The sequence below is a fragment of the Dapis purpurea BLCC-M126 genome (genome assembly GCF_050015975.1).
Taxonomy (GTDB): domain Bacteria; phylum Cyanobacteriota; class Cyanobacteriia; order Cyanobacteriales; family Microcoleaceae; genus Trichodesmium.
The window spans coordinates 35,583-61,111 of sequence record NZ_JBNHER010000003.1 but is presented as its reverse complement, the minus strand read 5'-3'; the positions used below and the strand labels follow the sequence as shown (position 1 = coordinate 61,111).

21 protein-coding genes are annotated in these 25,529 nt (G+C 36.8%); all 21 read right to left on the bottom strand.

Annotation, left to right across the window (positions count from 1 at the left end; all coding sequences use genetic code 11):
- Nucleotides 1-135: 135 nt before the first annotated feature.
- Entirely contained in the window at nucleotides 136-1,239 is a 1,104-nt protein-coding gene (locus tag ACP6PL_RS00845) for a mandelate racemase/muconate lactonizing enzyme family protein (protein WP_426541546.1), read from the bottom strand.
- A gap of 55 nt (nucleotides 1,240-1,294) precedes the next feature.
- Complete coding sequence (locus tag ACP6PL_RS00840) at nucleotides 1,295-2,416, bottom strand: TauD/TfdA family dioxygenase (protein WP_426541544.1); 1,122 nt, start codon at nucleotides 2,414-2,416, stop codon at nucleotides 1,295-1,297.
- A 39-nt stretch (nucleotides 2,417-2,455) separates the two neighbouring features.
- Nucleotides 2,456-3,157 (bottom strand): class I SAM-dependent methyltransferase, encoded by a 702-nt coding sequence (locus tag ACP6PL_RS00835; protein WP_426541542.1) that lies wholly within the window; start codon nucleotides 3,155-3,157, stop codon nucleotides 2,456-2,458.
- Between the two features lie 163 nt (nucleotides 3,158-3,320).
- The gene (locus ACP6PL_RS00830; protein ID WP_426541540.1) at nucleotides 3,321-4,097 is read right to left on the bottom strand and encodes a CmcI family methyltransferase; all 777 of its coding nucleotides are present in this window, start codon (nucleotides 4,095-4,097) and stop codon (nucleotides 3,321-3,323) included.
- Nucleotides 4,098-4,213: 116 nt separating this feature from the next.
- Entirely contained in the window at nucleotides 4,214-5,527 is a 1,314-nt protein-coding gene (locus ACP6PL_RS00825; protein ID WP_426541538.1) for an NAD(P)-dependent oxidoreductase, read from the bottom strand.
- Between the two features lie 750 nt (nucleotides 5,528-6,277).
- Nucleotides 6,278-7,339, bottom strand: coding sequence for an alcohol dehydrogenase family protein (locus ACP6PL_RS00820; RefSeq protein ID WP_426541536.1), 1,062 nt, complete (start codon nucleotides 7,337-7,339; stop codon nucleotides 6,278-6,280).
- 65 nt (nucleotides 7,340-7,404) lie between these two features.
- Entirely contained in the window at nucleotides 7,405-8,469 is a 1,065-nt protein-coding gene (locus tag ACP6PL_RS00815; RefSeq protein WP_426541534.1) for an alcohol dehydrogenase family protein, read from the bottom strand.
- A gap of 1,135 nt (nucleotides 8,470-9,604) precedes the next feature.
- On the bottom strand, nucleotides 9,605-10,675 hold the full coding sequence (locus ACP6PL_RS00810) for an alcohol dehydrogenase family protein (RefSeq protein WP_426541532.1): 1,071 nt from the start codon (nucleotides 10,673-10,675) through the stop codon (nucleotides 9,605-9,607).
- Between the two features lie 40 nt (nucleotides 10,676-10,715).
- Complete coding sequence (locus tag ACP6PL_RS00805) at nucleotides 10,716-11,339, bottom strand: class I SAM-dependent DNA methyltransferase (protein ID WP_426541530.1); 624 nt, start codon at nucleotides 11,337-11,339, stop codon at nucleotides 10,716-10,718.
- A 181-nt stretch (nucleotides 11,340-11,520) separates the two neighbouring features.
- Nucleotides 11,521-12,219: a glutamine amidotransferase-related protein gene (locus tag ACP6PL_RS00800; RefSeq protein WP_426541528.1), complete on the bottom strand. Its 699-nt coding sequence runs from the start codon at nucleotides 12,217-12,219 to the stop codon at nucleotides 11,521-11,523.
- Between the two features lie 24 nt (nucleotides 12,220-12,243).
- Entirely contained in the window at nucleotides 12,244-12,957 is a 714-nt protein-coding gene (locus ACP6PL_RS00795; RefSeq protein WP_426541526.1) for a glutathione S-transferase family protein, read from the bottom strand.
- A gap of 16 nt (nucleotides 12,958-12,973) precedes the next feature.
- Nucleotides 12,974-13,726, bottom strand: coding sequence for an O-methyltransferase (locus tag ACP6PL_RS00790; protein WP_426541524.1), 753 nt, complete (start codon nucleotides 13,724-13,726; stop codon nucleotides 12,974-12,976).
- A gap of 265 nt (nucleotides 13,727-13,991) precedes the next feature.
- Complete coding sequence (locus ACP6PL_RS00785) at nucleotides 13,992-14,696, bottom strand: class I SAM-dependent methyltransferase (RefSeq protein WP_426541522.1); 705 nt, start codon at nucleotides 14,694-14,696, stop codon at nucleotides 13,992-13,994.
- Nucleotides 14,697-15,117: 421 nt separating this feature from the next.
- Nucleotides 15,118-16,044: an isopenicillin N synthase family dioxygenase gene (locus ACP6PL_RS00780; protein WP_426541520.1), complete on the bottom strand. Its 927-nt coding sequence runs from the start codon at nucleotides 16,042-16,044 to the stop codon at nucleotides 15,118-15,120.
- 407 nt (nucleotides 16,045-16,451) lie between these two features.
- Entirely contained in the window at nucleotides 16,452-17,132 is a 681-nt protein-coding gene (locus ACP6PL_RS00775) for a class I SAM-dependent DNA methyltransferase (RefSeq protein WP_426541518.1), read from the bottom strand.
- Nucleotides 17,133-17,423: 291 nt separating this feature from the next.
- Nucleotides 17,424-17,720 (bottom strand): HIBADH family dehydrogenase, encoded by a 297-nt coding sequence (locus ACP6PL_RS00770; protein ID WP_426541516.1) that lies wholly within the window; start codon nucleotides 17,718-17,720, stop codon nucleotides 17,424-17,426.
- A gap of 199 nt (nucleotides 17,721-17,919) precedes the next feature.
- Nucleotides 17,920-19,206: a phosphopyruvate hydratase gene (gene eno, locus ACP6PL_RS00765; RefSeq protein ID WP_426541515.1), complete on the bottom strand. Its 1,287-nt coding sequence runs from the start codon at nucleotides 19,204-19,206 to the stop codon at nucleotides 17,920-17,922.
- A 576-nt stretch (nucleotides 19,207-19,782) separates the two neighbouring features.
- On the bottom strand, nucleotides 19,783-20,232 hold the full coding sequence (locus tag ACP6PL_RS00760) for a hypothetical protein (RefSeq protein ID WP_426541513.1): 450 nt from the start codon (nucleotides 20,230-20,232) through the stop codon (nucleotides 19,783-19,785).
- 1,584 nt (nucleotides 20,233-21,816) lie between these two features.
- Nucleotides 21,817-23,064, bottom strand: coding sequence for an FtsX-like permease family protein (locus tag ACP6PL_RS00755; RefSeq protein ID WP_426541511.1), 1,248 nt, complete (start codon nucleotides 23,062-23,064; stop codon nucleotides 21,817-21,819).
- Nucleotides 23,065-23,261: 197 nt separating this feature from the next.
- Nucleotides 23,262-24,074, bottom strand: coding sequence for a class I SAM-dependent methyltransferase (locus tag ACP6PL_RS00750; protein ID WP_426541509.1), 813 nt, complete (start codon nucleotides 24,072-24,074; stop codon nucleotides 23,262-23,264).
- Between the two features lie 175 nt (nucleotides 24,075-24,249).
- Entirely contained in the window at nucleotides 24,250-25,224 is a 975-nt protein-coding gene (locus tag ACP6PL_RS00745) for a polysaccharide deacetylase family protein (RefSeq protein WP_426541507.1), read from the bottom strand.
- Nucleotides 25,225-25,529: the final 305 nt, after the last annotated feature.

Below are 25,529 nucleotides of genomic sequence, written 5' to 3'. Positions count from 1 at the left end.
GTGAATGTAAGACTTACGCAAAATCTCAAATTATACGCCATCTGTAGGAACGCCATTCGGGAGCTCTACGTTAGCAAACGGCCATTTGTCCCCTACTAGATATAGTGGTTCTGCGTAAGTATTGATTGCTATATTTTATTGATACACAGCGATCGCTTCACCCAAAACATCCATTATTGGCTCTACACCTAAACCTGGAGCTTCTGGTGCAGAAGTTTTACCTCCTTTATTCCGGGGACCACCTTTAGCTGTATCTACAGTCAACATTTCATGGCATAACCAAGTTGCTCGCAAGTGAGTTAGTGGGGTACTCTGAGCGAGATGAACTGACCCTGCATCTCCTATCACACTTCCTCCAGTAACTTCAATATTCATCCTAATTCCTGTTTCCACACAAAAATCTCGGATACGTCTGGCTTTAGTTAATCCCCCTACTCGACCAATTTTCAATCCAATAGCCTCACAAGCACGATCGGCTTGAGCGCGAACAACATGACCATAAGCTTGAATACATTCATCTAAAATAATGGGATGATAAGTCAGTTTACGTAACTGCAAACACTCTTCATAAGTTTCACAAGGCTGTTCAAAATACAAAATCGGTTCTTTTACCGAATTCATTACCCTCATACCTTCATCTACTAACCAAGCTCTATTGACATCAAAAGTTGCAGTTTCATTAGCAGGCAAATAAGCACCGATCGCTTGAATTCTCTCAATATCTAAAGCTACATCTGCGCCAATTTTACAGGTATGAACCGTTTCCCCTTTCGCTTGACCCCTCTTAATAGATTCAATCATTTCTTCTGGAGTACCTGTGGGAACAGAATTTTGAATGGTTATTTCTTGGTCAAGACGACCACCAAACAGTTCGCAAAGTGGTAAACCTGTTGATTTACCCAGAATATCCCAACAAGCCATGTCCAGAGCAGATTTTATATAGGGATGACCCGGTAGAGCAGTATCCATCGTCCGATAAATAAAATCAATACGTCTGGGATCGAGTCCGATAAGTTGAGGGGCGAGTTCTTCAATTCCTGCCCTGACACCTCGTGGAAAAGCGGGTAAATAAGTGGAACCCCAAGGACATCCTTCTCCCCAACCTCGAATTCCTTCATCTGTATCCATCGCAATGATAGTAGAATCCAGTTTGTCAAAATACAACCTACCACCTGATAGTCGGTAAGGATGCTCTAGGGGTAAAGTTACTTGATAGACAGTAATCTTAGATATTTTCATAATTTTCTGGAAAACTTATACTCTTAAGTTAAAGAATAGAACACGAGTGCAACAGCTATTTACTCAGATATAAATCTTTATATTGCTGAAAATTCTCTCTTCCTGTGATATGATCCCAAACTAAATATCCTACTCTCAAAAGTCGGCTTCCCGAACTGAAGTCGAAAGACTTTCTACCATGAAGAATTCGATTATTATTCATCAGCAGACAGTCTCCCTTCTCCAGACGCAAACAGTATTGATAATCTGGATTTTTGAGATACTTAAAAAAGGTTGCATAAGCTTGATAAAATTCTTCCATCTGCTCGAAAGGAAGATTCCAGTTACTAGCATGGGAATGAGCAAAGTTAATCGCAACTAAATCTCCGGAATCATCCAACTTAAGAATAGGCGTACTTCTAGTATAAAAATACTGCCAGTTTTGATAAAATTGACGGAACTGGATCGGAGTTTCAGCTAATAATCTAAAGTAATCGGGATATTTTTCCCTAAAGTCTTTGGCAACACGAAAACCATCCACTAAAATCGATTCTCCTCCTATTGATTCGTTTTTAACCATGTAAAAACAAGTTAGCAAATGAGGATAATCTCTATTTGGGTAATCAGTGTGAGGGGTGAGAGTATGGGAAGTATCTCCTAAGTCGTTCGCCCCAGACTTGAACTCAACATCATAGAAAGCTCCTGCTTCAGTATAGAGCATTGGTCCAATAGAAACCAAAAAATCCTGATGTTTTTGTGGAGTTAAGTCATGGATTAAACTAAAACCATATCTAAAAAGCCGATCTTTCCATCCTTGAGAAACCCCGAAACTAGAATTTTCCCACTCAGATAGATAGCTCTCCAGCAAAGCTTTATTCCACAAAAGTTCTTCAGGATAACGACTTTGTCCTTCTTTATGCTTGCCGTTATGGTCATTTTGATGTCGATCATAAGCATAAGTCATCAACCATTCAATCGGAAAGATGCTGCGATGTGGAGGGTTTTCATCCCAGTCAATTATCAATTCCTTATCTGTTAACTCTATAAATTTGGGCTTTGGGATTTCTTTTCCTTCGCTGAAGTCATAGAGTTTCTGAAAAGAGCTAGGATGGCGACTTTTCTCAGAAAGACAATTATCCCGTAACCAAATATAGTGAAAGCGTTTGTTGTTAACTGTTACAAAAGAGTTATTTTCCATTATTGGTAGCTAAGATACTGTACAACTTTTTTCAGATACTTATGATTTTATGCACAAAAAAGTGACAAATCCGAGTCTAGCATTTATTATTTCTATTTGAGAAAAACCAGTCTTGGTTAATAACTCTAGATTTTGTGTTACAGACAAGGGATTTAACACACCTTCTAATTGTTGTTTCTTGCGTTCAATTTCTTCATTACTTAATCCTTTTTTTTGTTTAAAAAGTATATATTGATTTTCTGTTATTTGGCTTTGAAGTGTTTTTTCTGTCAGGATAAATAATCCATTGCTAACTAAAGAATCAAAAATAGCTTTTAAGTATTCTTGTCTTGCTTGAATGAAATGAAGAGTCCAGTTACAAAGAACGGCATCAAAATTCATATTTTGTATGAATGTTTTTGATTGAAAAAGTCTGGAAGGGAAATCTTTGTCAACTTCACTCAGATTTTTACCAGCTACTTTTAACATTTCTTGAGAATAATCTATCCCAAACAAATTTTTGAAACCTTGTTTGTATAAATACAACAATGTATTTCCACTTGCACAACCTACATCTATAATATATCCATCTTGAGCTACATTATCTTTAAGTATATTAATTGTTAGCTCTATTACTCTCCAATAATCAGGTATATGTTTTTCTGCTTCATCAGTAAATCTATTAGCTATTTCAGCATCAAAAACCCACTTCCTTACACTATCGATATTTTTTTCTGAAGATTCTACTTTGTTGTCGTACATATAAAAAAATTAAGACTATAAGACTATAAATTTTATATTTCACAACCAATGAAGAATTGTTCTTCCAGAATCAGGATATCTATTACACAAATAAACCTGAAATCCAAGATTTTTTGTGGAGATAGAGTCACAAAAAGTATTCATTTCAGCTTTTTAAAGGTTATTAGAGTACTTTTTTCAAAATCGAATTCCAATGTTTGGTGACATTGTAACCAAACAGATCGAGATAATGGGTATCAACTAAATATTCTTGAGGACGAGACTTTAGCCAATTTCTCAAATCTGCTAATTTATTGTCTCCTCTCTCAAATTCTTCATTACTGATCCATCCTGCTTTTGGCTCTCCTGGTCTTTCTTCTCTCCAATGATTCCAAACAATAGGATTAGTATCTTCTATAATTAAATAGTCACCAGCCTGTAACCCATTGTTATGAAAATATTCACATAATCCGGCAGTGTCTGCATGGGTATCGTCAATTAACAACCAGGGATGAGGTAAGCTTTCTAAAAGCTCGGGAGGTAACACCTTCTCTATTTGGGTACAGTCACCTTCTATAAAATGAATCCTTTCATCCGATTTAGCTCTTTCATCGAGAAGAGATAAATCGATATCTACTGAATAAATTTCAGTTTTAACTCCAACAACTGATAAAACATCGGCGAACCAAACAACAGTACCTCCGCTTAACGCACCCAGTTCAATAATTGTTCTAGGTTGTAATTCATGGAGCAACATTTCATACATTGTTCTTTCGGCAATACCTTGATTAGAAAGAATACCTTTCCAAGTTGTTATATAACTGTTGCTACCGTATAAAACAGCCCATCCAGTTTGGTCGATATCGCTTCTGTCTTTTCTCTGAGAAATTTCAACAAAGCGATCTGGTCTCGATAAAACAGTTTCGTGTTTTTTGGCCTTAATTATCTCAATGTAACCCATTGTCAATATTCCTAGGGAACTGTAGAAGAAGATTTATTCGTTAAGGTTTCATGGTTGGCTATTTTTTTTATTGTTGAATAAGCCAACCACGATCTTAAAGTCTTGGAGAATTTTTTTTAATTACTCAGATGTGCCAGCATCTTTGTCATCACTGGAAGTTTTACTTTACTGCCAAAATCAAAGGATTTAATCTTCTCTACAATCTCTGGGTTTAGTTGATAAGTATCAGTATTATCAGATACCCAACAGGTTCCAACACTCCAACGAATCACATCTTCTAATAACTCATCAGTTAATCCCATACCTCTCCCTAGATCGTTAGCTTCTCCTAAGACTAAGTAATTGATATATGCCATAAAATCTGTGAGAGATTTAGCAATATCCATCAATTTCTCATCTTGTAATGGTTTCGGTGCTGCATATTGTAGTTGATAGGGAAGAGGTTTAATCCGCCCAAAACCATCAGTTACTCTTTCTTCCGAATGAATGTAACTCCGATCTAAACCATAAGGAGAAGGAGCCGTAAAATCAGGCAACCGCAAATCTAAATTATTGTCTTCTTCAATTAATTTTGTGACTTTCACATGATTATCATGGGCATCGTATTTTTGCCCGGCTTCTCGATATCTTTCTTCAACAATACGCCCTATAGGTAATGGAATATTTAATTCATCGGCTAATTTGACTGTTAAATCTGTGTCTTTCACCGTAATTTCCAAAGAACAGGAATAATCATAACTGCCGTCAAAAATAAAAGGGGTTACTTGTTCTGTTACCACACTATTACCTATAGAAGCTCGGATATAATCCCACATCCATAGCATAGGAATGCCATATATTTTACATATCATCATCGTTTCCCCTAATACCAACATTTGTGAATAAAATAACAAGTTGGTTAGGAGTTTTACTGTTTGGGCTTCTCCGATAGTGTTACTAACAAAAAAGGAAATTTTGCCGATCGCATCCAGGGTTTCTTTACTTAGATCGTAGCCTTCCCGATCTCCACTAACATAGTAACTAACATTACAAAAATCTACACCCATGTGAGAGAGATTACTCACAGGAGATTCTAAACTGAATATTCCTTTTTTGGCAGCTTCTCCTGCTATATGTTGGGTATTATGGTAGTCAGTTGTAGAAAAATCCATCCAAGTTGCACCAGTTCTCATCCCTTCTGCTGCTCCAGTTTCTCCCAACATATTTTCTAGTACATGATGGGGCAAGGGTAAATTGGTAATCACCAGATCTGCACCTTGGGCAGCTTCCTTGGGAGTATCTTTCCAAATTGCCCCTTTGGCAATAACTGGTTTTGCTGCTTCTGGATACTTATCATAAACTTGGACTTCATACCCATCCTTAAGCAGTTTATAGATGTTTTGTTTGCCCATCGCACCCGTACCGATGTAGGCAACTTTCTGTTTAGTCATAATTTTCTCTGTAGTTTGAATTTTTTCAGATATATGTCACTTTATCATGTAAAGTGACCTTAGTTTTCATTTGTCAATAGACTTCTTGCATAAGTCAGGGAATAGGGAATGAAATTGTTGATTTCAGAGCTGGCATTGATTTCATTTTTGATTTTTGGAGATGTCTAATACCATTTCTCAAAAACTTTTCTACATTTGATTGAAGTAGGGGAGTAGGGGAGTGGGGGAGTAGGGGAGAAGTAACAACAAGAATAATTAATGTTAAACTTGCTCAAACTAACAAAAAAGTAATTACCTTAGTTTAATTACTTAATAACTGAAGTGTTATCCAAGTATAGCGTTACTTTTGGGAATTGGTATAATATAGAATCGGGTTATATAGTAATTGCAAAATTACTTTCTCTTAATACAGATGTTCTACTGAATACAAATTTAAAAATTCAATAGTTCCAATCTTTTCTTTTTCCTGACTCCTGACTCCTAGAGCGATACGATAACTAATTCCCCGGATTCTATAGAACCCATTTGGGATCTATTTAGAGATGGGGAGATGGGGAGATGGTGAAGCAAGAAGCTGTTTTTCTACCTTTTTCCCTCCAACTGTTTCTCAATCTCCTGACGAACCGTTCCCTGACTCGGATTTGCTCGGGGTAGATTAACTCCTGACTCCTGTCTCCTGACTCCTGTCTCCAATGCCCAAAAATTCTCATTTTTGCTTAAAGATACACTTAGGGCTTCTATATAATACTTTTACTCAGGCGTAATTACAACTTTTCCAAAAAAGCTTTTACTTTGAAAAAATTTCTGAGCTTCTTGCATTTGACTCAAGGGGAAAATTTTAGCAACTGGAGGATTCAATAAACCTCGTTCAATATATCCGAGCAAGTTCTGAAACACTTCTGGTTCATAACGGTTGCCTCCTTTCATCTCCACATCCTTGTAAATCAAATCTCGCAAATCTAACTCAACCAGTGGACCAGCGATCGCCCCAGAAGTCACATATCTTCCCCCCACAACGAGACTTTTGAAGACTAGACTAAAATATTCTCCTCCCACCACATCAGCGCTCACCGTAATTTCATGCTTCGCCAAATTATCAGCGAGTTTTTCATCTCGAGGATAAACATAATCAGCACCCAACTCCTTAGCTAAATGTTCTTTGTTCGCTCCCACAATAGCAATAACTACTGCCCCCCGAATTTTGCATAATTGAATTGCTGCACTACCCACACCACCAGATGCTCCCGTAATAACTACTGTATCTCTAGCTGCAACTCTAGCTTTAGTTAACATATTTTCGGCTGTGGAATAAGCGCAGGGCAAAGTTGCTAATTGAGTATCGGGTAAATCAGAATTAATAGGATAAGCATTTGTTGCCGGAACCACAGCATATTCAGCAAAACCTCCATCAAGTTCGCTGCCCACATACTGATATTCTGCAAATTTAGCAGTACGCACCCAAGGATATACAATCACTCGTTGCTCCAGTATCTCTGGCGTAACACCTTCACCAACTTCGAGGACTTTTCCCACAATATCTGCTCCCTGAATTCGAGGAAATGTCACACCCAACTGATTCCAGGTTGCTTTTCCTCCCTCGTTAGTCTTAGTATCTTGCAAGATTTCTTGAAATCCTTCATCTGCGGCATACCATCCAGTGCGAGTATTTATGTCTGCATTATTGATGGAACAAGCTCCTACTTTGATTAATATTTCTCCTTTCTGGGGAGTAGGTTTAGGAACTTGAGTATAAACTAATTTTTCAGGTCCACCATATCCATTAAGGACAACCGCATTCATTAATTCTGTCATTGTTTTTGATTTTCTGAATTCAGGATAGTTGCTTCTATTTTAGCAAATTTACTATAGAGTTTAGATTAGCATATTGTAATCACAACTTTACTAAAAAAGTTTTTGTTTTGAAAAAAATTCTGAGCTTCCTTAACTTTACTCAGGGTACAAACTTTAGCTACTTGAAGTTTCAACAGACCTTTTTCAATATACTCAAGCAAATTCTGAAACACTTGAGGTTCAAAGCGAGTTGCTACGATCATTTCTGTATTTTTGTCAATCAAATTTCGCAAGTCTAGCTCAACTATAGGAGCAGCGATCGCTCCTGCTGTTACATACCGTCCCCCAATACTCAAAGCTTTAAAAATTATCTCAAAATATTCTCCGCCTACCATATCTAAGGAAACAGTAATTTGATGCTTCGCCAAATTTGATGCTAACTCATCGTTTCGAGGATAAATATAATCAGCACCTAACTCCTTAACTAAATGTTCTTTATTTTTACCAACAATTGCTATAACCGTTGCCCCTCTTATTTTAGCTAACTGAACGGCAGAACTCCCGACACCCCCAGAAGCACCCATAATTAAAACAGTATCTTTATCATCAACTCTTCCTTTTGTCAAGAGATTTTCTGCGGTAGAATAAGAACAAGGTACCGTTGCTAACTCCACATCTGACAGGGATGAATTTATCGGACAAATATTTATCGCAGGAATAGCAACATATTCGGCAAAACCGCCATTCAATTCGCTGCCTACATATAGATATTTTTCCAGATTTTCTCCTCGAATCCACGGGTCAACAATTACCCTTTGATTAAGAAATTTAGGCTCTACATCTGTACCTATTTCTACAACTTCACCGACAATATCCGCACCCTGAATTCTGGGAAATTGTATCCCAGTCTGAGACCAACCTGTAGATTTTTCCTCATCATTTTTCTTCGTGTCCTGGAGGATTTCTTGAAACCCTTCATCTGCTGCATACCATCCTGTACGGGTATTTATGTCTGTATTATTAATAGAACAAGCACCCACTTTAATTAAGACTTCTCCCTTCTCAAATGTAGGTTTAGGAACTTGAGTGTAAACTAATTTGTCTGGTCCGCCATATCCAGTGAGAACAGCAGCACTCATTAATTCTGTCATTGTTTTTTATTTTCTTAACTTTAGGATAGTCGTTTTTATCTCAACGTTGGTTGAAGACCCGCGCTCTCCATCCCCCCTAACCCCCCTTAGAAAGGGGCAGGGCTGTTTCATTCTTGATAGACACGGGGACACGGGGACACGGAGACACGGAGACAGGGGGATGGAGGCTTTTAAGCGGCGTTGAACCAAATATTCTCTCAGAGCTTAAAGACGCTTATTGGCTGAAAAATAGGCCAATTTTGGCAAATTTCACTGTTCCACTATCCCCATTACTCCTGTTCTCCTGCTCATCCTTAATCTACAATACTTTGAAACAGCCCTGCCCTTAGAAAGGGGGGGGAGCGACGCAATTGGAAAACCAATCAATGTTGCGGTTTTTCCAAAGCGTGTGCTCTGCTATCTAAAGGCTGCTGGGCTAGCAGTGTCAGCGCCAGTCGCTCATGGGGGAGACCCCCAAGACCGCGCTGTCTTGTCTGTGGAGCGACCGTAAGACCGGAAAGAGGCTTGACCTTGGAGGCTGGTGCATTGTTAGCGCAGCTCCTCTGTTAGCGTAGCTCCTCCGTTTGCGCAGCATTCCGCAGGAAAGGAGGCAAGAGGCAGCAGAAAGCCCAAATAGCGCGATGGTTAGGAATCCCTCGCTGTCACGCCAGTGCAGCGTCGGGAGGATGTCAATTGTGCAATTTTCTACAGAGTTATATCATGTCCGGATAAGAGCGTGATAAAAAAACTTTCTTCTTTTGATACTTTCTTTCTCCTCTCTTCCCTCCTGACTCCTGTCTCCTGTCTCCTGACTCCTTTCTCATTTATTTATAACTATTCAAGCGGACATGATATTATATAGAATCCTGATAATTACTATAGCTTACGTCATTGCGATTGGAACGGAGTGAAAGGAAGCAATCTCGGGAGTCTAGGAGATTGCTTCCTTTCATCGCAATGACAAGTGTTCAATTGGATTTTATATAATGTTCGGATAATCTACTTATAAAAAAACTTTTGGCCTTGAACCTTTCTTTCCCTTCTGCCTTCTACCTTCCTTCCTCCAAAGTGTAAGTATTCAACCGAACATGATATTATATTAGATTGAAGTTGAGAGATTGTTATAGTCATTAATAAATCATTTAATTTTCACTTATCAAGATTTGATTTTAGGTGTGATTACAACTTTGCCGAAAAAGTCTTTACTTTGAAAAAATTTCTGAGCTTCTTTAATTTCACTTAAAGGAAAAACTTTAGCTACTGGAGGCTTCAATAGACCTTTTTCAACATACCCCATCAATTGCTCAAATACTCCTGGATCGAGGCGAGTTGCTCCGATCATTTCTGTATCTTTGTAAATTAAGTCTCGCAAATCTAAGGAAGTTATCGGACCTCCTATTGCTCCACAACTCACATACCTTCCTCCAATACAAAGGCTTTTAAACATAAGATTAAAATACTCTCCTCCCACTGTATCTAAGCTAACAGTAACTCTATAATTCTCCAAATTTGTAATTAGTTGCTCATCTCGACGATAAACGTAGTCAGCTCCTAGCTCCTGAGCCAAATACTCCTTGTTCGCTCCCACAATAGCAATAACTTTAGCTCCCCGAATTTTGCATAGTTGAATTGCTGCAGTGCCTACACCACCGGAAGCTCCCATAATTAATACTATATCTTCTGCCGATACTCTTCCCTTGGTCAACATATTTTCCGCTGTAGCATAGGAACAGGGTAAGGTTGATAACTCCACGTCAGATAGGGGTGAATTAATCGGGTAAATATTAGTAGTCGGAACTACTGCGTATTCAGCAAAACCACCATCAAATTCACTACCTATATATTGGTAGTCTGCTAATTTTTCAGCACGAATCCAAGGATCGACAATTACCCGTTGCTTGAGTATTTCTGGATTAACATCTTCCCCAATTTCAACTACTTCCCCAACTATATCCGAACCTTGAATTAGAGGGAATTTGACACCTGTCTGATTCCAAGTTGCCGTTTTTTCATCGTTACTTTTAGTATCTTGGAGAATTTCTTGAAACCCTGAATCTGCTGCATACCAACCAGTGCGGATATTCAAATCTGCATTGTTAACCGAACAAGCTCCCACTTCGATTAAGACTTGTCCTTTCTGCACTTTGGGCTTAGGGACTTGAGTATAGACTAATTTTTCTGGTCCCCCATGCCCAGTAAGAACAACAGCATTCATTAATTCTGTCATTGCTTTTAATTCCGTTACAAATTAAGCTATCTGATTTCTATTAAACCTGATAAACCCACGCTTTTACATATACATCTGGTTCAGTTTTCGCAAAACATTTAGATGCTTCACTAATTTCAACCAGTTTCCACTTGCCAAATTCTTCTAGTGCAGACATTTTGGCTTTAAAATCACTCTGTTCATAAAAGTCAAGACGTAAGATAAAAATAATGTATCCGCTTGGTTTAGTAATCCGAATCAATTCATCAAAAGAGTTGCTTGGAGCGTGATTGTAAGTGAATGTACCAACGCTGATGATGGCATCAAAGGAGTCTGTAGCAAAGTCCAAGGATTCTCCTAAAACCATCTGGTAGAGACCATTGTAGACATTCTTGCTACGGGCTTCCTCCAACATTCCTAGGGATAAATCAATTCCTTCGATGTTGTTATAACCGCGCTGATTTAGAAGTTCCCCTATTAAACCTGTACCTGCACCAGCATCTAAAATTTTAGCAGGTTTAGGCACATATTTGACTAATAATTCTATGGCTGGCAGAGGAGCTAAATAACCATATTTTTCTTCCAATTCTCGCTCGTAATCCTTTGCCCACAAATTGTAATTTTCGCCTAATTCCTGATTATTTTGAGAATTATAAACTAATTCTACTTTGTTGTCTTCATTCATATTTTTTTGACTACAAGTTATGGGTGATTAATTAATAATTAATAATTAGGGTTTGCTGATTAAATATCAAAGCATTGAACAAAAAAATCAATGGGCAAAAGATCCGATTACCTCCTCTATAATTCCCATTTATCCTGACTCCTCCCTTCACTAATAAGACTTTTTCAGCAAGCCCTAATTATTAAACCAACCAAATAGAAAAAAAACGATCTAGCCAATTTTCCACCAATGGAGCATACTTTAAATGGTTTTGCATCTGCTGTGGCCATAATTGACCTCCTGGTGAATTCAATAATTTTTCTGTTTCTGGGTCTGTTGTTTCTATCCATTCGGTCAAAGTTTCTAAAGCCATCTCTGGGTGAAATTGTACGCCATAGACATTTTGACCATAAGAAAATGCTTGATTTTCAAATAGAGCGCCGGATGCTAATTTAATAGCACCAGCAGGAATTTCAAAACCTTCGGAATTCCAATGATAGAAACACAAATCAGAGTCAAAATACTGACTTCCAGTTGAGGTGGGTTGAACTGGATGATAGCCTATTTCCCTTATACCATGAGAATGTTTTACCACTTTTGCCCCTAATACTCGTGCTAACAATTGAGCGCCTAAGCAAATACCAAAGAAAGGTTTGCCCGAACTCAGAACTGTAGAAATCCAATCTAGTTCGTGACGAATAAATGGTAAATTTTCACTATCGTTAGCACTCATTGGCCCCCCAAAGCTGATGGCAGCTTCATAATCATCCATAGTTTCGGGCAGTAAATTTCCCTCACTTATTACTCGCACATCAATTTGATAACCCCGTTGACGTATAAGTTTGGCAACTGGACCTGGATTAGTGGTAGATTTATGGAAGACAAAGAGAATTTTTTTCACCGATTTTCTTAGGTTTACTATTTACTATAGAATATAGTTCTGTGCCACTCTCTCATAAAATCCAATTAAATCTTCAATTGGGTAAAGCTTCATAACTTTTTGTACTGCTGGACGTTCAGCAACTTTGGCTGCTACGCGGGTAATGTTTGGGAATTGCTCAAAGAAATCATCATAAAATAATGACGGTAAGTTGGGGATTTCATATTGGCGAGGGATGTGCCAGCGTGTCATCATAAACATATAAATATCGCAAGCACTAAAGCGATCGCCAATTAGCCAAGCTCGATCTTGCAGAGCATCATCAATGATTTTCCAATATTTTTGTAAATCTTGCGCCCCCAAATCTCTAATTCTCCCTCCATCAGCCTCGTCAGGCGAAAATTTTGCACTGTCATAACAACGAGTGTAAGTCTGATAAATTTGAAATGGAAGATAAAAAAGCCACTGGTTATAAAGATAACGATCTGGATCGGAAACTGCTGGAGCCAAACCTGAGGATGGATAGCGATCTGCCAGATACATAACCATACCACCAGATTCGTACATTGGACTTCCATCTTCTAACAACAATACTGGTAGAAAGCCATTGGGGTTAATCTGAAGAAAGCTTTCACTTTTCTGTTCCTTACCCTCAAAATCTATCCATTTTGCTTCATAATCTATCCCTATTTCTTCAAGAACTGTATGTGGAGCAAACGATACAGTAAAAGTATTCCAATATATTGTATAAGTTGCCATCTATGTTTTCTGAATTTTATTTTTTTTTCAAAACTGAATTCCAATTCTTTGAGCCGTTGTAACCATACATATCTAAATAATATGTATCTACCAAATATTCATCTTCATGGTTTGTTAACCAAGCTCTTAACTTAGGCATTTTCTGCCTGCCGTTTTCCATTTCTTGCTGATTTTCCCATCCTCCTCCCCAAGAATCCCAGACCCATTTGTTGGTATCTTCAATAATTATGTAATCTCCACTTCTTAATCCATTGTTGTGGAAATATTCTAGTAATCCTGTCACATCTACCATAGCAGTATCTTGGGTCACAAGCCAAGGATGTGGCAACTCAGAAAGCTTTTCTGGTGGCAACACTGTACCAAGGTTGTTGCCATCTCCTTGAATAAAATGAATCCGTGAATCATTTTTGGCTTTCTCATCCAGCATGGAAAGATCGATATCAACAGAGTAAACAGTTCCTTGAATTTTAAATATTTCCAAACAATCAGCTAACCAAATTGCGCTTCCACCTGTGAATGAACCGATTTCGATAATTGTTTTCGGTTTAAGTTCGCACAATAGCATGGGATAAATCCCTATTTCAGTAACTCCTTTGTTGAGAGCTATTCCATTCCAACTTTGTAAGTAGGAATTTGCCAAAAGAGGTTGCCAAATTGAATTAGGAAGATCTGATTTGTCTTCTCGCTCAGAAATTTTGGCAAAGCGATTTGGTTTTGAGAGTTCCTGCTGGTGTTTTGCTTGTTGTGCAATTATCTGATAGTCATTCATAGTTAAATTTGCCAGTTTATTAAGTTTTTACTCAACTCAAGAATGGGTTTTATATAGAATCCGGATAATTACTATAGCCAAGTCATTGCGACTGGAACGGAGTGGAAGAAAGCAATTTCATGGGTTTGCGAGATTGCTTCCTATCGTCGCAATGACGACTTTTCAACCGGATTCTATATTAGTCGTTGGGTATATTCCAATTTTTCTATTCTCCCATACCCAGTGATGAAAAACACCATTTATTTATTATTTCATAATTGCCGTATTATTTGTAGCTAACTAAAAACTTGCCATCAATAATCTGATATCCTTGCTTAAATCCAGCATTAGTCAGGATTTTATTTGTCTGTCGTCCATCAAAAACATAAAAGCGGCAAAATTGTTCGCTGATAATTTCTCCATTAGCTTCAGAAAACACATACCACTTATCAACATAATTTCCCTGTTTCTTGATTTTCTGCTCATAAAAAATCCCATCTTTGATTTCTTTTTTATAATTTGTATGAGTTCCCTGGATTCCTAATACTAATAATCCACCGTCATCTAACTGACTGTGTAACTTTGCCAGCAACTGCTTATTTTTTTGTGGATCGGTTATGTGGCTATAAATTCTATATTCTCCTTCTTCTTCCACTACGCAAATAACACCTCCAGTTGAAACTATAGCTTCAAACTTTTCTTCAGTTTCAAATTCTGTAATATCTTGACAAATCAACTTGACATCTGAATTTACTAATCTCTTCTTAGCAATTTCTAACATTCGTGGAGAAAAATCAACACCAATAATCTGATAGTTTGCCAAAGAAAGCATTTTTTCAGTAAGTAATCCAGTTCCTACACCAATATCTAAAACTTTTCTTCTAGTACCAAGTAAGTTGTACAAGGTATTGCTCAGGGAATCAAAGTCAAAGTATCCACTTGTTAATAAGTTGTCATAATAATTGGCTATCTCAACATATTCGTTAATCATTTATTCTCATTAATTATGTTGAATCTAAGCAAATTTATAGATAGGCATAATTATTAAAGCTTCAATAAATTAGTTTTAAGTAGTTTATTAAAGCTTTATTTGTAGAAACTCTTGAATTTTTACCCAATTAATTATTAATTAATTCTGGTTTAAAGCCTCCCCTTGGATAGGGGAAAAAAGCGGTCAAGGGATAGCGAGGTCTCCCGAAGAGTACGCTTTTCATGTCGGCGACATCCGTTTCGCGTTCCTACGGAATGCTAACGTAAACACGATATGAAAAGCGTTTGCGCCAGCAAAACGCCATATCCAATTGACCAACAGAAGAAATGATATTTCCTGATATTCAATTCCCGAACGGTTTTAACCAGAGGTAATTATCCATTATCAATTATCAATTATCAATTAATGAACTATCTCTAAATTAGACTAATTCTTTAGCCCTACCTGCTCCTTCACGGGTTTCCCAAATTGACACAAAGTTCTTCAACATTACTTCTTTTAAAATAATTTTTTCGCTCGTACCTAATGGTTCAATTATTGCATCAATATTCGGATAAACAAAGAAGGGAATTGATATTCTAGTTGCCTCAGAATTACGATGAATTACTTCATGGGGCGTACTGACAAACAAGCCATTTGTCCATGTTTGTAACATATCTCCTAAATTAATCACAAACGCATCTTCTACACAGGGAGCATCTATCCATTCTTCTTTAGTATGAACTCTCAAGGAAGGCTGAGGAAAATATTCTTGAATTAAAACTGTAAATATACCATTATCGGTATGTTTTCCTGCTTTTCCCATCCCTGACGGATAATAAATTGTGCGCTGGATTAATGTTGGATCTGTAAAAAATCTATCGAACCAACTGGCTTCTAATCCTAAAGCTAAGGCTAATCCTTTTAATAATTTAGGAGTTACCTTTGTCATAATTTCATTTTGTAGCTGATAATGAGAACTGGCAAAACCTGGAGCTATACTATCATCAGGTATAACATTGGGACCTGTAAATGGTTTCTCAGATAGGGGTCTTTCTATACCTAAATCGAAAATTTCTTTGGGATCTGCTTGTGCTCCATCTAGGAATTCTCCATACAAAGGAGAGTAACCTCTACAAGTTTTGGGATAAACTTTTTGGATATCTTGACGGTAGTTTAATTTAACATCTTCAGGTAGTTCAAAAAATTTCCGGGATACCTCAATAGTTTGATTGATTATTTCTGGAGAAACTTCATGTTCTTTTAGATAGAAAAAACCATGCTCGTAGCAAACATCGTACAATTTTTTTATTTCTTCAGGGCTAGCTTTTTCTAATTCTGATAAGGAGATAATTGGCAGACTTCTCATAGCATCAATACCTAATATAGTTTAATTTCCCATCTAAAATTTCCGCAACAAAAACTATAGAGTTAGCTGATTTTTGCTTTCCTCTATTGGTAGAAAATAGTTAAAGTTCCGGTAAAACCTAGGGAGTTGATTCTATCAGGTTTTTTGTTTGACTCTTTTACCCTATCGGGAAATAACAAGGGCTATTTTAAAATCCTAAAGACTAATTAAAAACAGTACCCAAGCGACACTTTTAACAACCTCCTGTTCATAGAGAAAAACAGGAATAGTGCTGCATAACTTTTCGAGATGGAAAAATTATCAGAATCAACATCCTAGGTAAAACTAGCTGCACCCGATCGCAAAAGCCATATATGTTTAGCTTTTACTAGCCTAGCTTTCGCTTTTTGCTCATAAAATTTTTTTAATTAGCAAACTACAAAAGCCCAATAATGTGCCCCTTCTTCGGCAATATAGGGACCATCTTTAACATGGTTGATCAATTTGACTTTACCTTCTTGTTGGTAGCGATCGCAAACTTCTTGGAAATTAGTGCTATCGTAATAGCTCTTGCGGGTGCTTACTACTACCCAGCCACCTGGTTTGGTAATCCGAATTAGCTCTAATAAAGCAGTTGGAGGAACATGACCTAAAGTAAATACCCCACAGCAAACTGTCGCATCATACTGATTGTCTTCATAAGCTTCATTTACTTTAGTGAGGTCAATTCCACTTTCCAGAACATTATAAGCACCTGTCGAACGGGCTTGTTCTACCATTCCTGGGGACAGATCGCATCCATCTACATTTTGATAACCTTTGTGCTTGAGGACTATACCCACTAAACCTGTACCACACCCTGCATCTAGGATTTCTATATTTTGATTACTAGCATCTATAGTTTTTAACCCATTATTGCTATTGGACTCTGTCAAGAAATTGACAATATATTTAGGACCTGTATACTCTTCGTTGGATACGTCACTATCATAGGCAGTTGCCCATTGATCGTAATATTCTTGTATCTTTTCAGAATCGCCTGACAGAACATGAGCTCCTTTAATGGCATCAAAACTATCGTTGCTTTTAGTTGTTACTGCTTGATTCATAATCTTTATTGTTCTAAACTACTTTTTTTCGTTTTTCGTTGTTACGACTTTCTCCTAGCTTCTGTTGTTTTCAACAACATTCTGCTAGAAGCGTTGAGGTAATATTAAGTGTTCGAGCCTTATAAAAATTGCTCTCCCTCAAAAAATTTCAAGCTTCCTTAAGCTAAATACTTAACTTCTCCTAAAATTGACACCATTTTTGTTGTTATGTATGGTATTTTTTTATTCTTGTCTAAATTCATCTGGTGAATTTTGGCTATCCTGGCAATATTTGGTTGATAACCTGACTTGTTATCGAAAATCCAAGACCATATTATCACATCTATAATAATATTTCTCTGTAGCGCCTTTGTTTATTCCTTGAATCGAACCAAATTTGCCAGATATATTTTTGGCAATTAGCACCCGAAAGTCTCTAGTTACTTGTTTTGAGTAATCTTCCCGTATTGCTCCTGATGCTACCACTGTTTCTTTATGGTTATACTTATCCTGAACTTTGAGCGTGTAGCCTTTCTCAAGTAGTTTGAATATCATTGGCCGACTCATTGTTTCTGTTCCAATGAATAAATCCTTAGTTTTATTTGTCATCAAAAATCTTTCTTGCTAAAGGTACAAAAAGTCCTATAAATTCAACATTAGTTGAGAAAGTGATTATAGTCAACAGTTAACTTTTGGCTTAATCCCTGAGAAATGGGAAGAAACTCTAGGATTAAGCCACTTGAGTTTCTATCCCTAACATTTTTGGTGTTATAGGTCAGTTTTTGCTAGTTTTATGCTATCACTAACTCTAACTTCTGCCTTTTGGCCCTAAACCTATTGCACCTGCATAGACGGCGCGATCGCCCAATTCATCTTCAATTCGCAACAGTCGATTATATTTGGCCACCCGCTCACTACGACAGAGGGAACCTGTTTTAATCTGACCTGCGCGAGTTCCTACAGCTAAATCTGCAATAGTTGTGTCTTCTGTTTCTCCTGAACGATGACTAATAACTGAGCGATAACCATTACGAGTAGCTAAGTCAATGGTTTCTAGAGTTTCGGTCAAGGAACCTATTTGGTTGAGTTTAATCAAAATTGAGTTACCGCCACCCATATCAATGCCTTTTTGTAGGCGGGAAGCATTCGTCACAAATAGGTCATCTCCTACTAATTGGATTTTGCTACCTAACTTTTGAGTTAGCTGTACCCAACTTTCCCAATCTTCTTCATGTAAACCATCTTCTATGGACACAATAGGATATTGATCGACTAAACTCGCTAAATAATCAATTAACTCACTGGGAGAATGAGTTGCTCCGTCATAAGTGTAGTTACCATCTTGATAAAATTCGCTAGCAGCTACGTCTAACGCTAGGGCAATTTGTTCTCCTGGTTTGTAACCAGCTTTCTCAATAGCTGCAATTAATATATCTAATGCTTCTTGGTTTGACCCTAAATTGGGAGCGTAACCGCCTTCGTCTCCTACTCCACCTAATAAACCTTTATCTTTTAAAACTCCACTGAGAGTGGCAAATACTTCTGCACCCCAACGTAATGCTTCTTTAAACGAGGCGGCACCTACAGGTACAATCATAAATTCTTGAATATCTACGTTATTCGCAGCGTGGGCACCACCATTAATGACATTCATTAGGGGTACTGGAAGTAGACTAGCTTGAGGGCCACCTAAATAGCGATACAAAGGCATACCAACAGAGTTAGCTGCTGCTTTTGCTGTTGCTAGGGAAACAGCTAGAATTGCGTTTGCTCCTAAGTTGCTTTTGTTGGGAGAACCGTCTATTTCGATCATTTTGCTGTCAACTAAGGTTTGGTTGAGAGCATTGATTTTGACTAGGGTGGGGGTAATTTGTTCTTCTACGTTTTTGACTGCTGTGAGTACCCCTTTGCCACTGTAGCGTCCCTTATCTCCATCTCGAAGTTCATGAGCTTCAAAGCTGCCTGTTGATGCGCCACTGGGCACTTGGGCTAATCCCATAATTCCATTGACTAGGTGGACTTCTGCTTCCACAGTTGGACGACCACGAGAATCAAGAATTTCTCTAGCGTGAATTGATTCAATAGCTGACTCCATATTTTTGATTCCTTATATTGTCAAGTTTAATGGCATTGGCTAAATTTAAGTGCTAGTTATGGTTGACTAGAAGTCCAGAATTTTTATCGTCTCTGGAGTTATCAAAATAATTGGGTCTAAAATTCTCCCTTTTAAGGCAAAATGTTTTTGGAGGGTTGCCCTAAATCCCTGTTACAAAAATGACCTCTGATTTATCACTTCTGAGTTCGTTCAAGGGAATTATATTTTTGGACCATAATTAGCAATTTTTAGCTATTCCATTGACAGAATAAGGGTTAATTTTGCTTTTTAGCTAGAGATCAAAAATGTTTAATAATTTTATTCGTTATTTTTATGGAATCTGATTACCACTGATAAGAAGTAAATATCAATAATTTTATATTTTTTTTATAATTAAGTTATTGTTTAATTTGTAAAAATTATTTGAGTTGATAACTTTTATAAAAAATCTATCCTAAGTATTTTTATAATTTGGCATCAAATTTAGCTGTCCTGAATCTAGCCCTTTCATAATGTTTGGACCCTAAGGTTTTCGGCCAGCCTTCAGACTCTTCTTTTTCGTGATTAATTTTTGGTTTAAGCAGATTTAGGATCAAAGCTAATTCCTGACGATGCCCAACTTTGCAAATCAGGGGCTAAACGAATTAATTTTTTATGAATTTCATCTGTCACCCACAAAACTAAGGGAAAATGAAAATTTCGGAAGTTATTTCTGACTAGGTTAGCTGTAGTTAGTAGTCTATCTAAAGTATTAACTGACTCTAAACTCTTAACCATCAAAGCTTTTGGGAAACTATTATCTAAATTTTGATTAATACTGGAGTAAAGTGTATCTGTGAAACTGTCTAATGCTAATTCTTGGTATTCCACAGGGTATTCTGCTTTGAATTTTTGGAGAATTTCTTCTCTTAGTTCTGAAGAATTACAACGGACTAAAATTAGGGAGAAATCACCCTCAGATAGAGTTATCGCTCTAGCTAAAGCTTGTAGCGATCGCTCGTTATGTCCAATTTGACTTTTTTTCATCTTAAAGTATTTCTTAATTATATATTTTTATTATCAGGTATTAGGGAGCGTTCAAAAGTTAATATTTATAACTTATAGTCGAATAGTTTCAGTATATTTTTTCAACAATGTAATGTTGATTTCTGGCAAAATAAATATCCCTTACTACTAAGTAATTTTATTATCTAAACATAATATATCTGTAATTATACAGTATAAATTTAGGGTTTAAGTTGGTCTTATAAGTAAGTGTTATCACGGTTTTTTTTTATAATTATCGTTATATTTGCTAGCCTTCATATTCCCAAAATTCATTATTTTTGTAACATATACATCTATTATCTAGTTATATTTACTTATTTTGTCAATTAAATTTACATTCAATACCTGTAAAAATACTTATATTCTATGTGATAAATATCATGGTATGAGTTATAGCATATATTTAATAATTATTTAATATTTTCCCAAGCAAATATATTTATTCTGACTACTGATACCTAGATATTTTCTGGGATAAAAACCGCTTGTTTGCGCACCATCACCTAGGAAAATTCAGTCTAGATAAAGTAATTACGTCAATGTCCTAAAATTTGTTAAAACCTCTACCTATGTATATTTGTGCTTATTGTCTACTACTATTTTTTGTAAGTCCTACTACTTAGGGGTTGCGCTCAAAAGTCTGATGGTGAAGGGAGAGAGTAGGGAGTAGTGAAAACTCAACACAGACAGGGAGTTATACAGGAAGTACTCAGAAAAATTATCCTTTGCTCCAACCTCTATAACTCTTACCCAAATACTAACTTTTTGAGCTGATATAGCTTACAATCTCCTACTTTTTCCGGACTTGAAAATGCTCAAACCTTTATCTGCCCATGCGAGCGAGATTTATTCAGCAAACCCTACTTAATTGATTTTATCTAAATTGATATCATCTCTAAAGCATTAGTAGTGTATTGTTTCATCTTAAATGTTGCGTTAGAAAATGGAGGGATGGGGTGATGGGGCGATGGGGGGATGGGGTGATTATGAAAAAAGCTAATGCACTATTTTAGATGAAACAGTCCAGTAGTCTCTGGATGGTGGTGCATAGTAATGGTATAGGGAGTGTGTGGAGTGCAGGAAAAAAATGTATATTCTCACCATTACGGGAGCAGGACTACTGCCTCTAAATAAATATATAATTCATATATATCAGAGTTATAAGTGCTACTAAAGTATGAAGGGGAGGGACAAGATGCAGGACTAAATCAAGATTACGGGAGCAGGACTACTGCCTCTAAATAAATATATAACTCATATATATCAGAGTTATAAGTGCTACTAAAGTATGAAGGTGGGGACAAGATGCAGGACTAAATCAAGATCAAAAAGCTGACAAAATTAAATAATAACTCTTCAACTAAACATGACACAGCTTTGTAGTAGAATCACTCTAACATTTACATCGAATAGGTTGTATAATTACTACCTCGACTAATTCATGGGGATTAATTTTAGGGATTTGCAGAACAAACCCCTAATAGCTACAGGTATAAATCTTCCCTAAGACATCTATTCTTAACTGACTAAATAAATATTATTTTGGGACAAGTCAAAATCCCCTTAAGCTTTAAATACGATCGCTGGATCGATACGAGTTACTTTTTGAATTGCAAAGAAAGCTGAACCCACACACATCACAACAGTTACACCTAATACCCCTAGTGCAGACCAAGGTGTAATCAAAATAATAATTCCCTTACTGGCCACCCAACTACTTAATCCTAAACAAACCAACATCCCAGGAATATACCCCAAAACTGCCATCCAGATTGCCTGCTCTACAATTACTGCGTATAATTCTTTATCCGATGCACCCATTGCTTTGAGAGTGCCAAACTCTTTAATATGGTCAGATACAGAAGAATACAAAATCTGAGCTACCACAACTATCCCCACAATTACACCTACTACTGCCCCCATTCCTAAAACTAAACCAATATTTGTTCTTGCTAACCAAAAAAATCTTGTTTTCTCAGATAATTCCTTTTTCGTATAAGCAGTAGTAGTTGGCATCTCTGCTTCTATTCTTTGCTTCAAAACTTGTAAATCGGCACCTGGTTTGGCTTTAACTAATATATAAGCGATCGGATCTGCTATTTCTAACTTTTTGGGTGTGGGTATTTCCTCTAACTTTTGAGTGGGATCTTTTTTCTCCACTACTTTTGTACATTGGAGATTTCCTGCTCCTACCACTTTGCAGTTCACTTCAGCGTTAATACCTGCGCTAATGTAGGTGTTGGCATTTTCCAGGGATGTAAATAATAAGGTACTTGATACAATTGACTGAGTACCTTTGGTTACTGCAACTAATTTGGCTGGTAGGGAACCGGCGATCGCAGTTGTTCCTATTCCTTCTGATAGCATACTGGATAACCTGCTTTGGTCAGCCATTACTGCAAAAGGTTCTTTTAGGTCTTTGACATTACCCTCAATAACATTTCCCGGATTGAATAGTTGTCCATCTGGGTTAAATCCAATTACCATTAATGGACTCATTTCTCCATTTTGAGGTCGCCATCTGACCCCTCCTAAAATTAAAGCTTCTGCTTGCTGGACACCCTCTATACTTTTGGCCTGGCTCAATTGGCCATAAAGTAGGGGATCTGTCAGCTCGAAGTTGACCATTTCATCAGAGGCGATCCAAATATCTGCATTGGATTTATCTATTAATAAGGTTGTGGAACGAGCAAACCCATTTAATATGCCTGTTTGAATTGTTACTAAGCTAACTGCAAATAATATCCCAGCTTGGGCTACTATAAACCGAGGAATATCTTCTAATAAATTTTTGCGAGCTATAGAAGCCATATTATGAATTTAGAATTTAGAATTTATGAATTTATAATTAAAATATGGTTATCTGAATTTAGAATGTGGAAGCTGTTTTCTAAACATTATAGAGTGGAAATTTTTTGGAGAGACTTACCAGAAAGATTTGGGGAATTTTGAGAAAGTTCATTCTCGTTATTCGCGTATTCTAAATTCTAAATTGATGACACCCCTAGTTAAAGCTTAGTTTCTACAATCATATAAGTATTACGAAAGTAGGGAAATTGGGTCATAAATCTCAAAAGTAATCTCCATGGCCAAGGCCAACGTTCTAGATATAGTTGATACATAGACCAAGAATTAACAACTTGTAATCCCATAGCTGTTAAGTCTTCTTGATTCTTAACGAACCACTTTAGCGGTGCTCCAATCTGAGTGAATATTTTATTGGATATTTTAGCAGAACGTCCTACAACTTCCACATCTAGAGTTGCACCTGGGAAAGAAGAGCGCATTGCAGATATTAGCTGCTTGACCTCATTTATCTCCAAGTACATCAGCAAACCTTCTGCAATAAATAAAATATTTTCTGGTGCTACGTTGGGCAAAGTATCCATCCAGTCAAAATCCATAACTGATGTACTAATAAATTGGTGTTGCTGTGTCTGTGTATCTAATTGATGACGTAATTTAGTTACTACAGGCAAATCCAGCTCTAACCAACGATAAGCATTTTGTCCTATCCGATGAAAACGACTAGATAATCCAGCTCCTAATTCTACAACAACAGGATGGGAATAGTTAGCAATATGACAAGATGCTATTTGGTCATGGTGATAAGTTCGGATAGCAGTCAAAATACTAAAAGCTTTACCAGCTTTACTATAAAGTGCGTCTAGTTCTCGATCCCAACCCACGAGTTTTAACCACTCAACAGCTAGTGGATCTTGAAAGAGAGGATTGAGATGAGCTTGTGCTTCAGCTCGTCCCCTGAGTGGTAAAAGTAAGGTGCGAGGTACACCAGTTAGTTCATTGACAATTTGAGACAAGAAGATTAAGTCCTATTTATCAAGTTCGGATAATTTAATTATTATAAGAGTCAGTAGCAAGTTAGAGGTTTAGTGTCTAAATCGTTAAACCACTGACTCAATTGAAACCTGTTTCCACAATTGCTTGAGGTTGAATGGCTATACTGTCACACCCAAGACCTACAACCTTTTTTAATTATTCTTTTTTACTTTGTTGTTGTTGTTTTGCTAACTCTTGCTGATGTAGTTCTCTATCTTTAATTGTTAGAAGTTCTGGTATTGTCACAAATTCATAACCTTGCTTTTTCAAACCAGCAATAATATTGGGTAGAGCTTCAACAACATGACCCCTTGGGCCACCACCATCATGTAGCAACACAATTCCACCGTTGCTAGCTCTATTCAAAACTTTTTTGGTAATTTCTTTAGCCGATCTATAGTACCAGTCAACAGAATCAGCAGACCATAAGACTACAGTTTGTTTCCGTTCTTTAGCATAGTCAGCTAAACCATTCTCTAGGACACCACCAGGAGGGCGAAATAGGTTAGTAGTCCTACCTGTGATTTTGTATATAAGGTCTGCTGTACGTCCAATTTCACTTTTGATGCGGTCTGGATTAATTTTACTCTTTTGAGCAGGATGGTTCCATGTGTGATTAGCAATAACGTGACCTGCTTCTACAATTTTTTGTCCTATTTCTTGACGTGTGTTTAAATGTTGGCCAACCACGAAAAAAGTTGCTCTAATGTTATGTTTTTTCAGAATATCTAATACTTGTTCTGTTGTTTTGTTCCATGGACCGTCATCAAAAGTTAAGGCAATAACTTTTTGTTTGTTTTTAAGACTAACATTTTTAACAGTTTTTCCTTGAAACCTTTTTGGTACACTAAAGTTAAATGTTTTTAATTCTAATTCCCTGAGTTTCTGTCGAGTTGTATTGATGTTTTTTGCAAGGACAGGACTAATTTTAATTACTTCTAATTGGTTTTGTTTGTTATTTGTTGGTTGATTAATTGTATTTGTAGTTACTGTCGTGCTTGCTTGTGTGGTTGCTTGTTGGTTTGCCCATATATCTAGGGGGAGTAGAATTCCTATTAAAAAACTGCCACTAGCTGCAATTATTGTTGCTAAAGATTTTCCTTGCCTAGATAATGCATTTAAGTTTGTCATTTTTTCCTACTTTCTACAAATATTTGAACTTGAGGGAATTATTCATAAATTTTAAAAAGTTAATTTTTTTAATTTTGGGGAGGATTATAAGTAGAGTAAACTCAAAAAAGACGTTGTATATTTAGTTATAAAATTACTTAAAGCACTGATATAACTGACTAGCCAATTTACATTTGATACATAGTGTACAAAATTTATCACTTTCTACTTACTTTCGTTATTACTATTAAGTAATAGCTCCTTTGATATTATTATGAATATATAGAAAATTTTTATTTATTTGTCATATTTTTTTCTCCTGACAT

Coding starts and splice junctions, on each gene's coding strand:
- ACP6PL_RS00845 (WP_426541546.1), bottom strand. CDS start 1,239: ATGAAAATATCTAAGATTACTGTCTATCAAGTAACTTTACCCCTAGAG.
- ACP6PL_RS00840 (WP_426541544.1), bottom strand. CDS start 2,416: ATGGAAAATAACTCTTTTGTAACAGTTAACAACAAACGCTTTCACTAT.
- ACP6PL_RS00835 (WP_426541542.1), bottom strand. CDS start 3,157: ATGTACGACAACAAAGTAGAATCTTCAGAAAAAAATATCGATAGTGTA.
- ACP6PL_RS00830 (WP_426541540.1), bottom strand. CDS start 4,097: ATGGGTTACATTGAGATAATTAAGGCCAAAAAACACGAAACTGTTTTA.
- ACP6PL_RS00825 (WP_426541538.1), bottom strand. CDS start 5,527: ATGACTAAACAGAAAGTTGCCTACATCGGTACGGGTGCGATGGGCAAA.
- ACP6PL_RS00820 (WP_426541536.1), bottom strand. CDS start 7,339: ATGACAGAATTAATGAATGCGGTTGTCCTTAATGGATATGGTGGACCT.
- ACP6PL_RS00815 (WP_426541534.1), bottom strand. CDS start 8,469: ATGACAGAATTAATGAGTGCTGCTGTTCTCACTGGATATGGCGGACCA.
- ACP6PL_RS00810 (WP_426541532.1), bottom strand. CDS start 10,675: ATGACAGAATTAATGAATGCTGTTGTTCTTACTGGGCATGGGGGACCA.
- ACP6PL_RS00805 (WP_426541530.1), bottom strand. CDS start 11,339: ATGAATGAAGACAACAAAGTAGAATTAGTTTATAATTCTCAAAATAAT.
- ACP6PL_RS00795 (WP_426541526.1), bottom strand. CDS start 12,957: ATGGCAACTTATACAATATATTGGAATACTTTTACTGTATCGTTTGCT.
- ACP6PL_RS00790 (WP_426541524.1), bottom strand. CDS start 13,726: ATGAATGACTATCAGATAATTGCACAACAAGCAAAACACCAGCAGGAA.
- ACP6PL_RS00785 (WP_426541522.1), bottom strand. CDS start 14,696: ATGATTAACGAATATGTTGAGATAGCCAATTATTATGACAACTTATTA.
- ACP6PL_RS00780 (WP_426541520.1), bottom strand. CDS start 16,044: ATGAGAAGTCTGCCAATTATCTCCTTATCAGAATTAGAAAAAGCTAGC.
- ACP6PL_RS00775 (WP_426541518.1), bottom strand. CDS start 17,132: ATGAATCAAGCAGTAACAACTAAAAGCAACGATAGTTTTGATGCCATT.
- ACP6PL_RS00770 (WP_426541516.1), bottom strand. CDS start 17,720: ATGACAAATAAAACTAAGGATTTATTCATTGGAACAGAAACAATGAGT.
- eno (WP_426541515.1), bottom strand. CDS start 19,206: ATGGAGTCAGCTATTGAATCAATTCACGCTAGAGAAATTCTTGATTCT.
- ACP6PL_RS00760 (WP_426541513.1), bottom strand. CDS start 20,232: ATGAAAAAAAGTCAAATTGGACATAACGAGCGATCGCTACAAGCTTTA.
- ACP6PL_RS00755 (WP_426541511.1), bottom strand. CDS start 23,064: ATGGCTTCTATAGCTCGCAAAAATTTATTAGAAGATATTCCTCGGTTT.
- ACP6PL_RS00745 (WP_426541507.1), bottom strand. CDS start 25,224: ATGACAAACTTAAATGCATTATCTAGGCAAGGAAAATCTTTAGCAACA.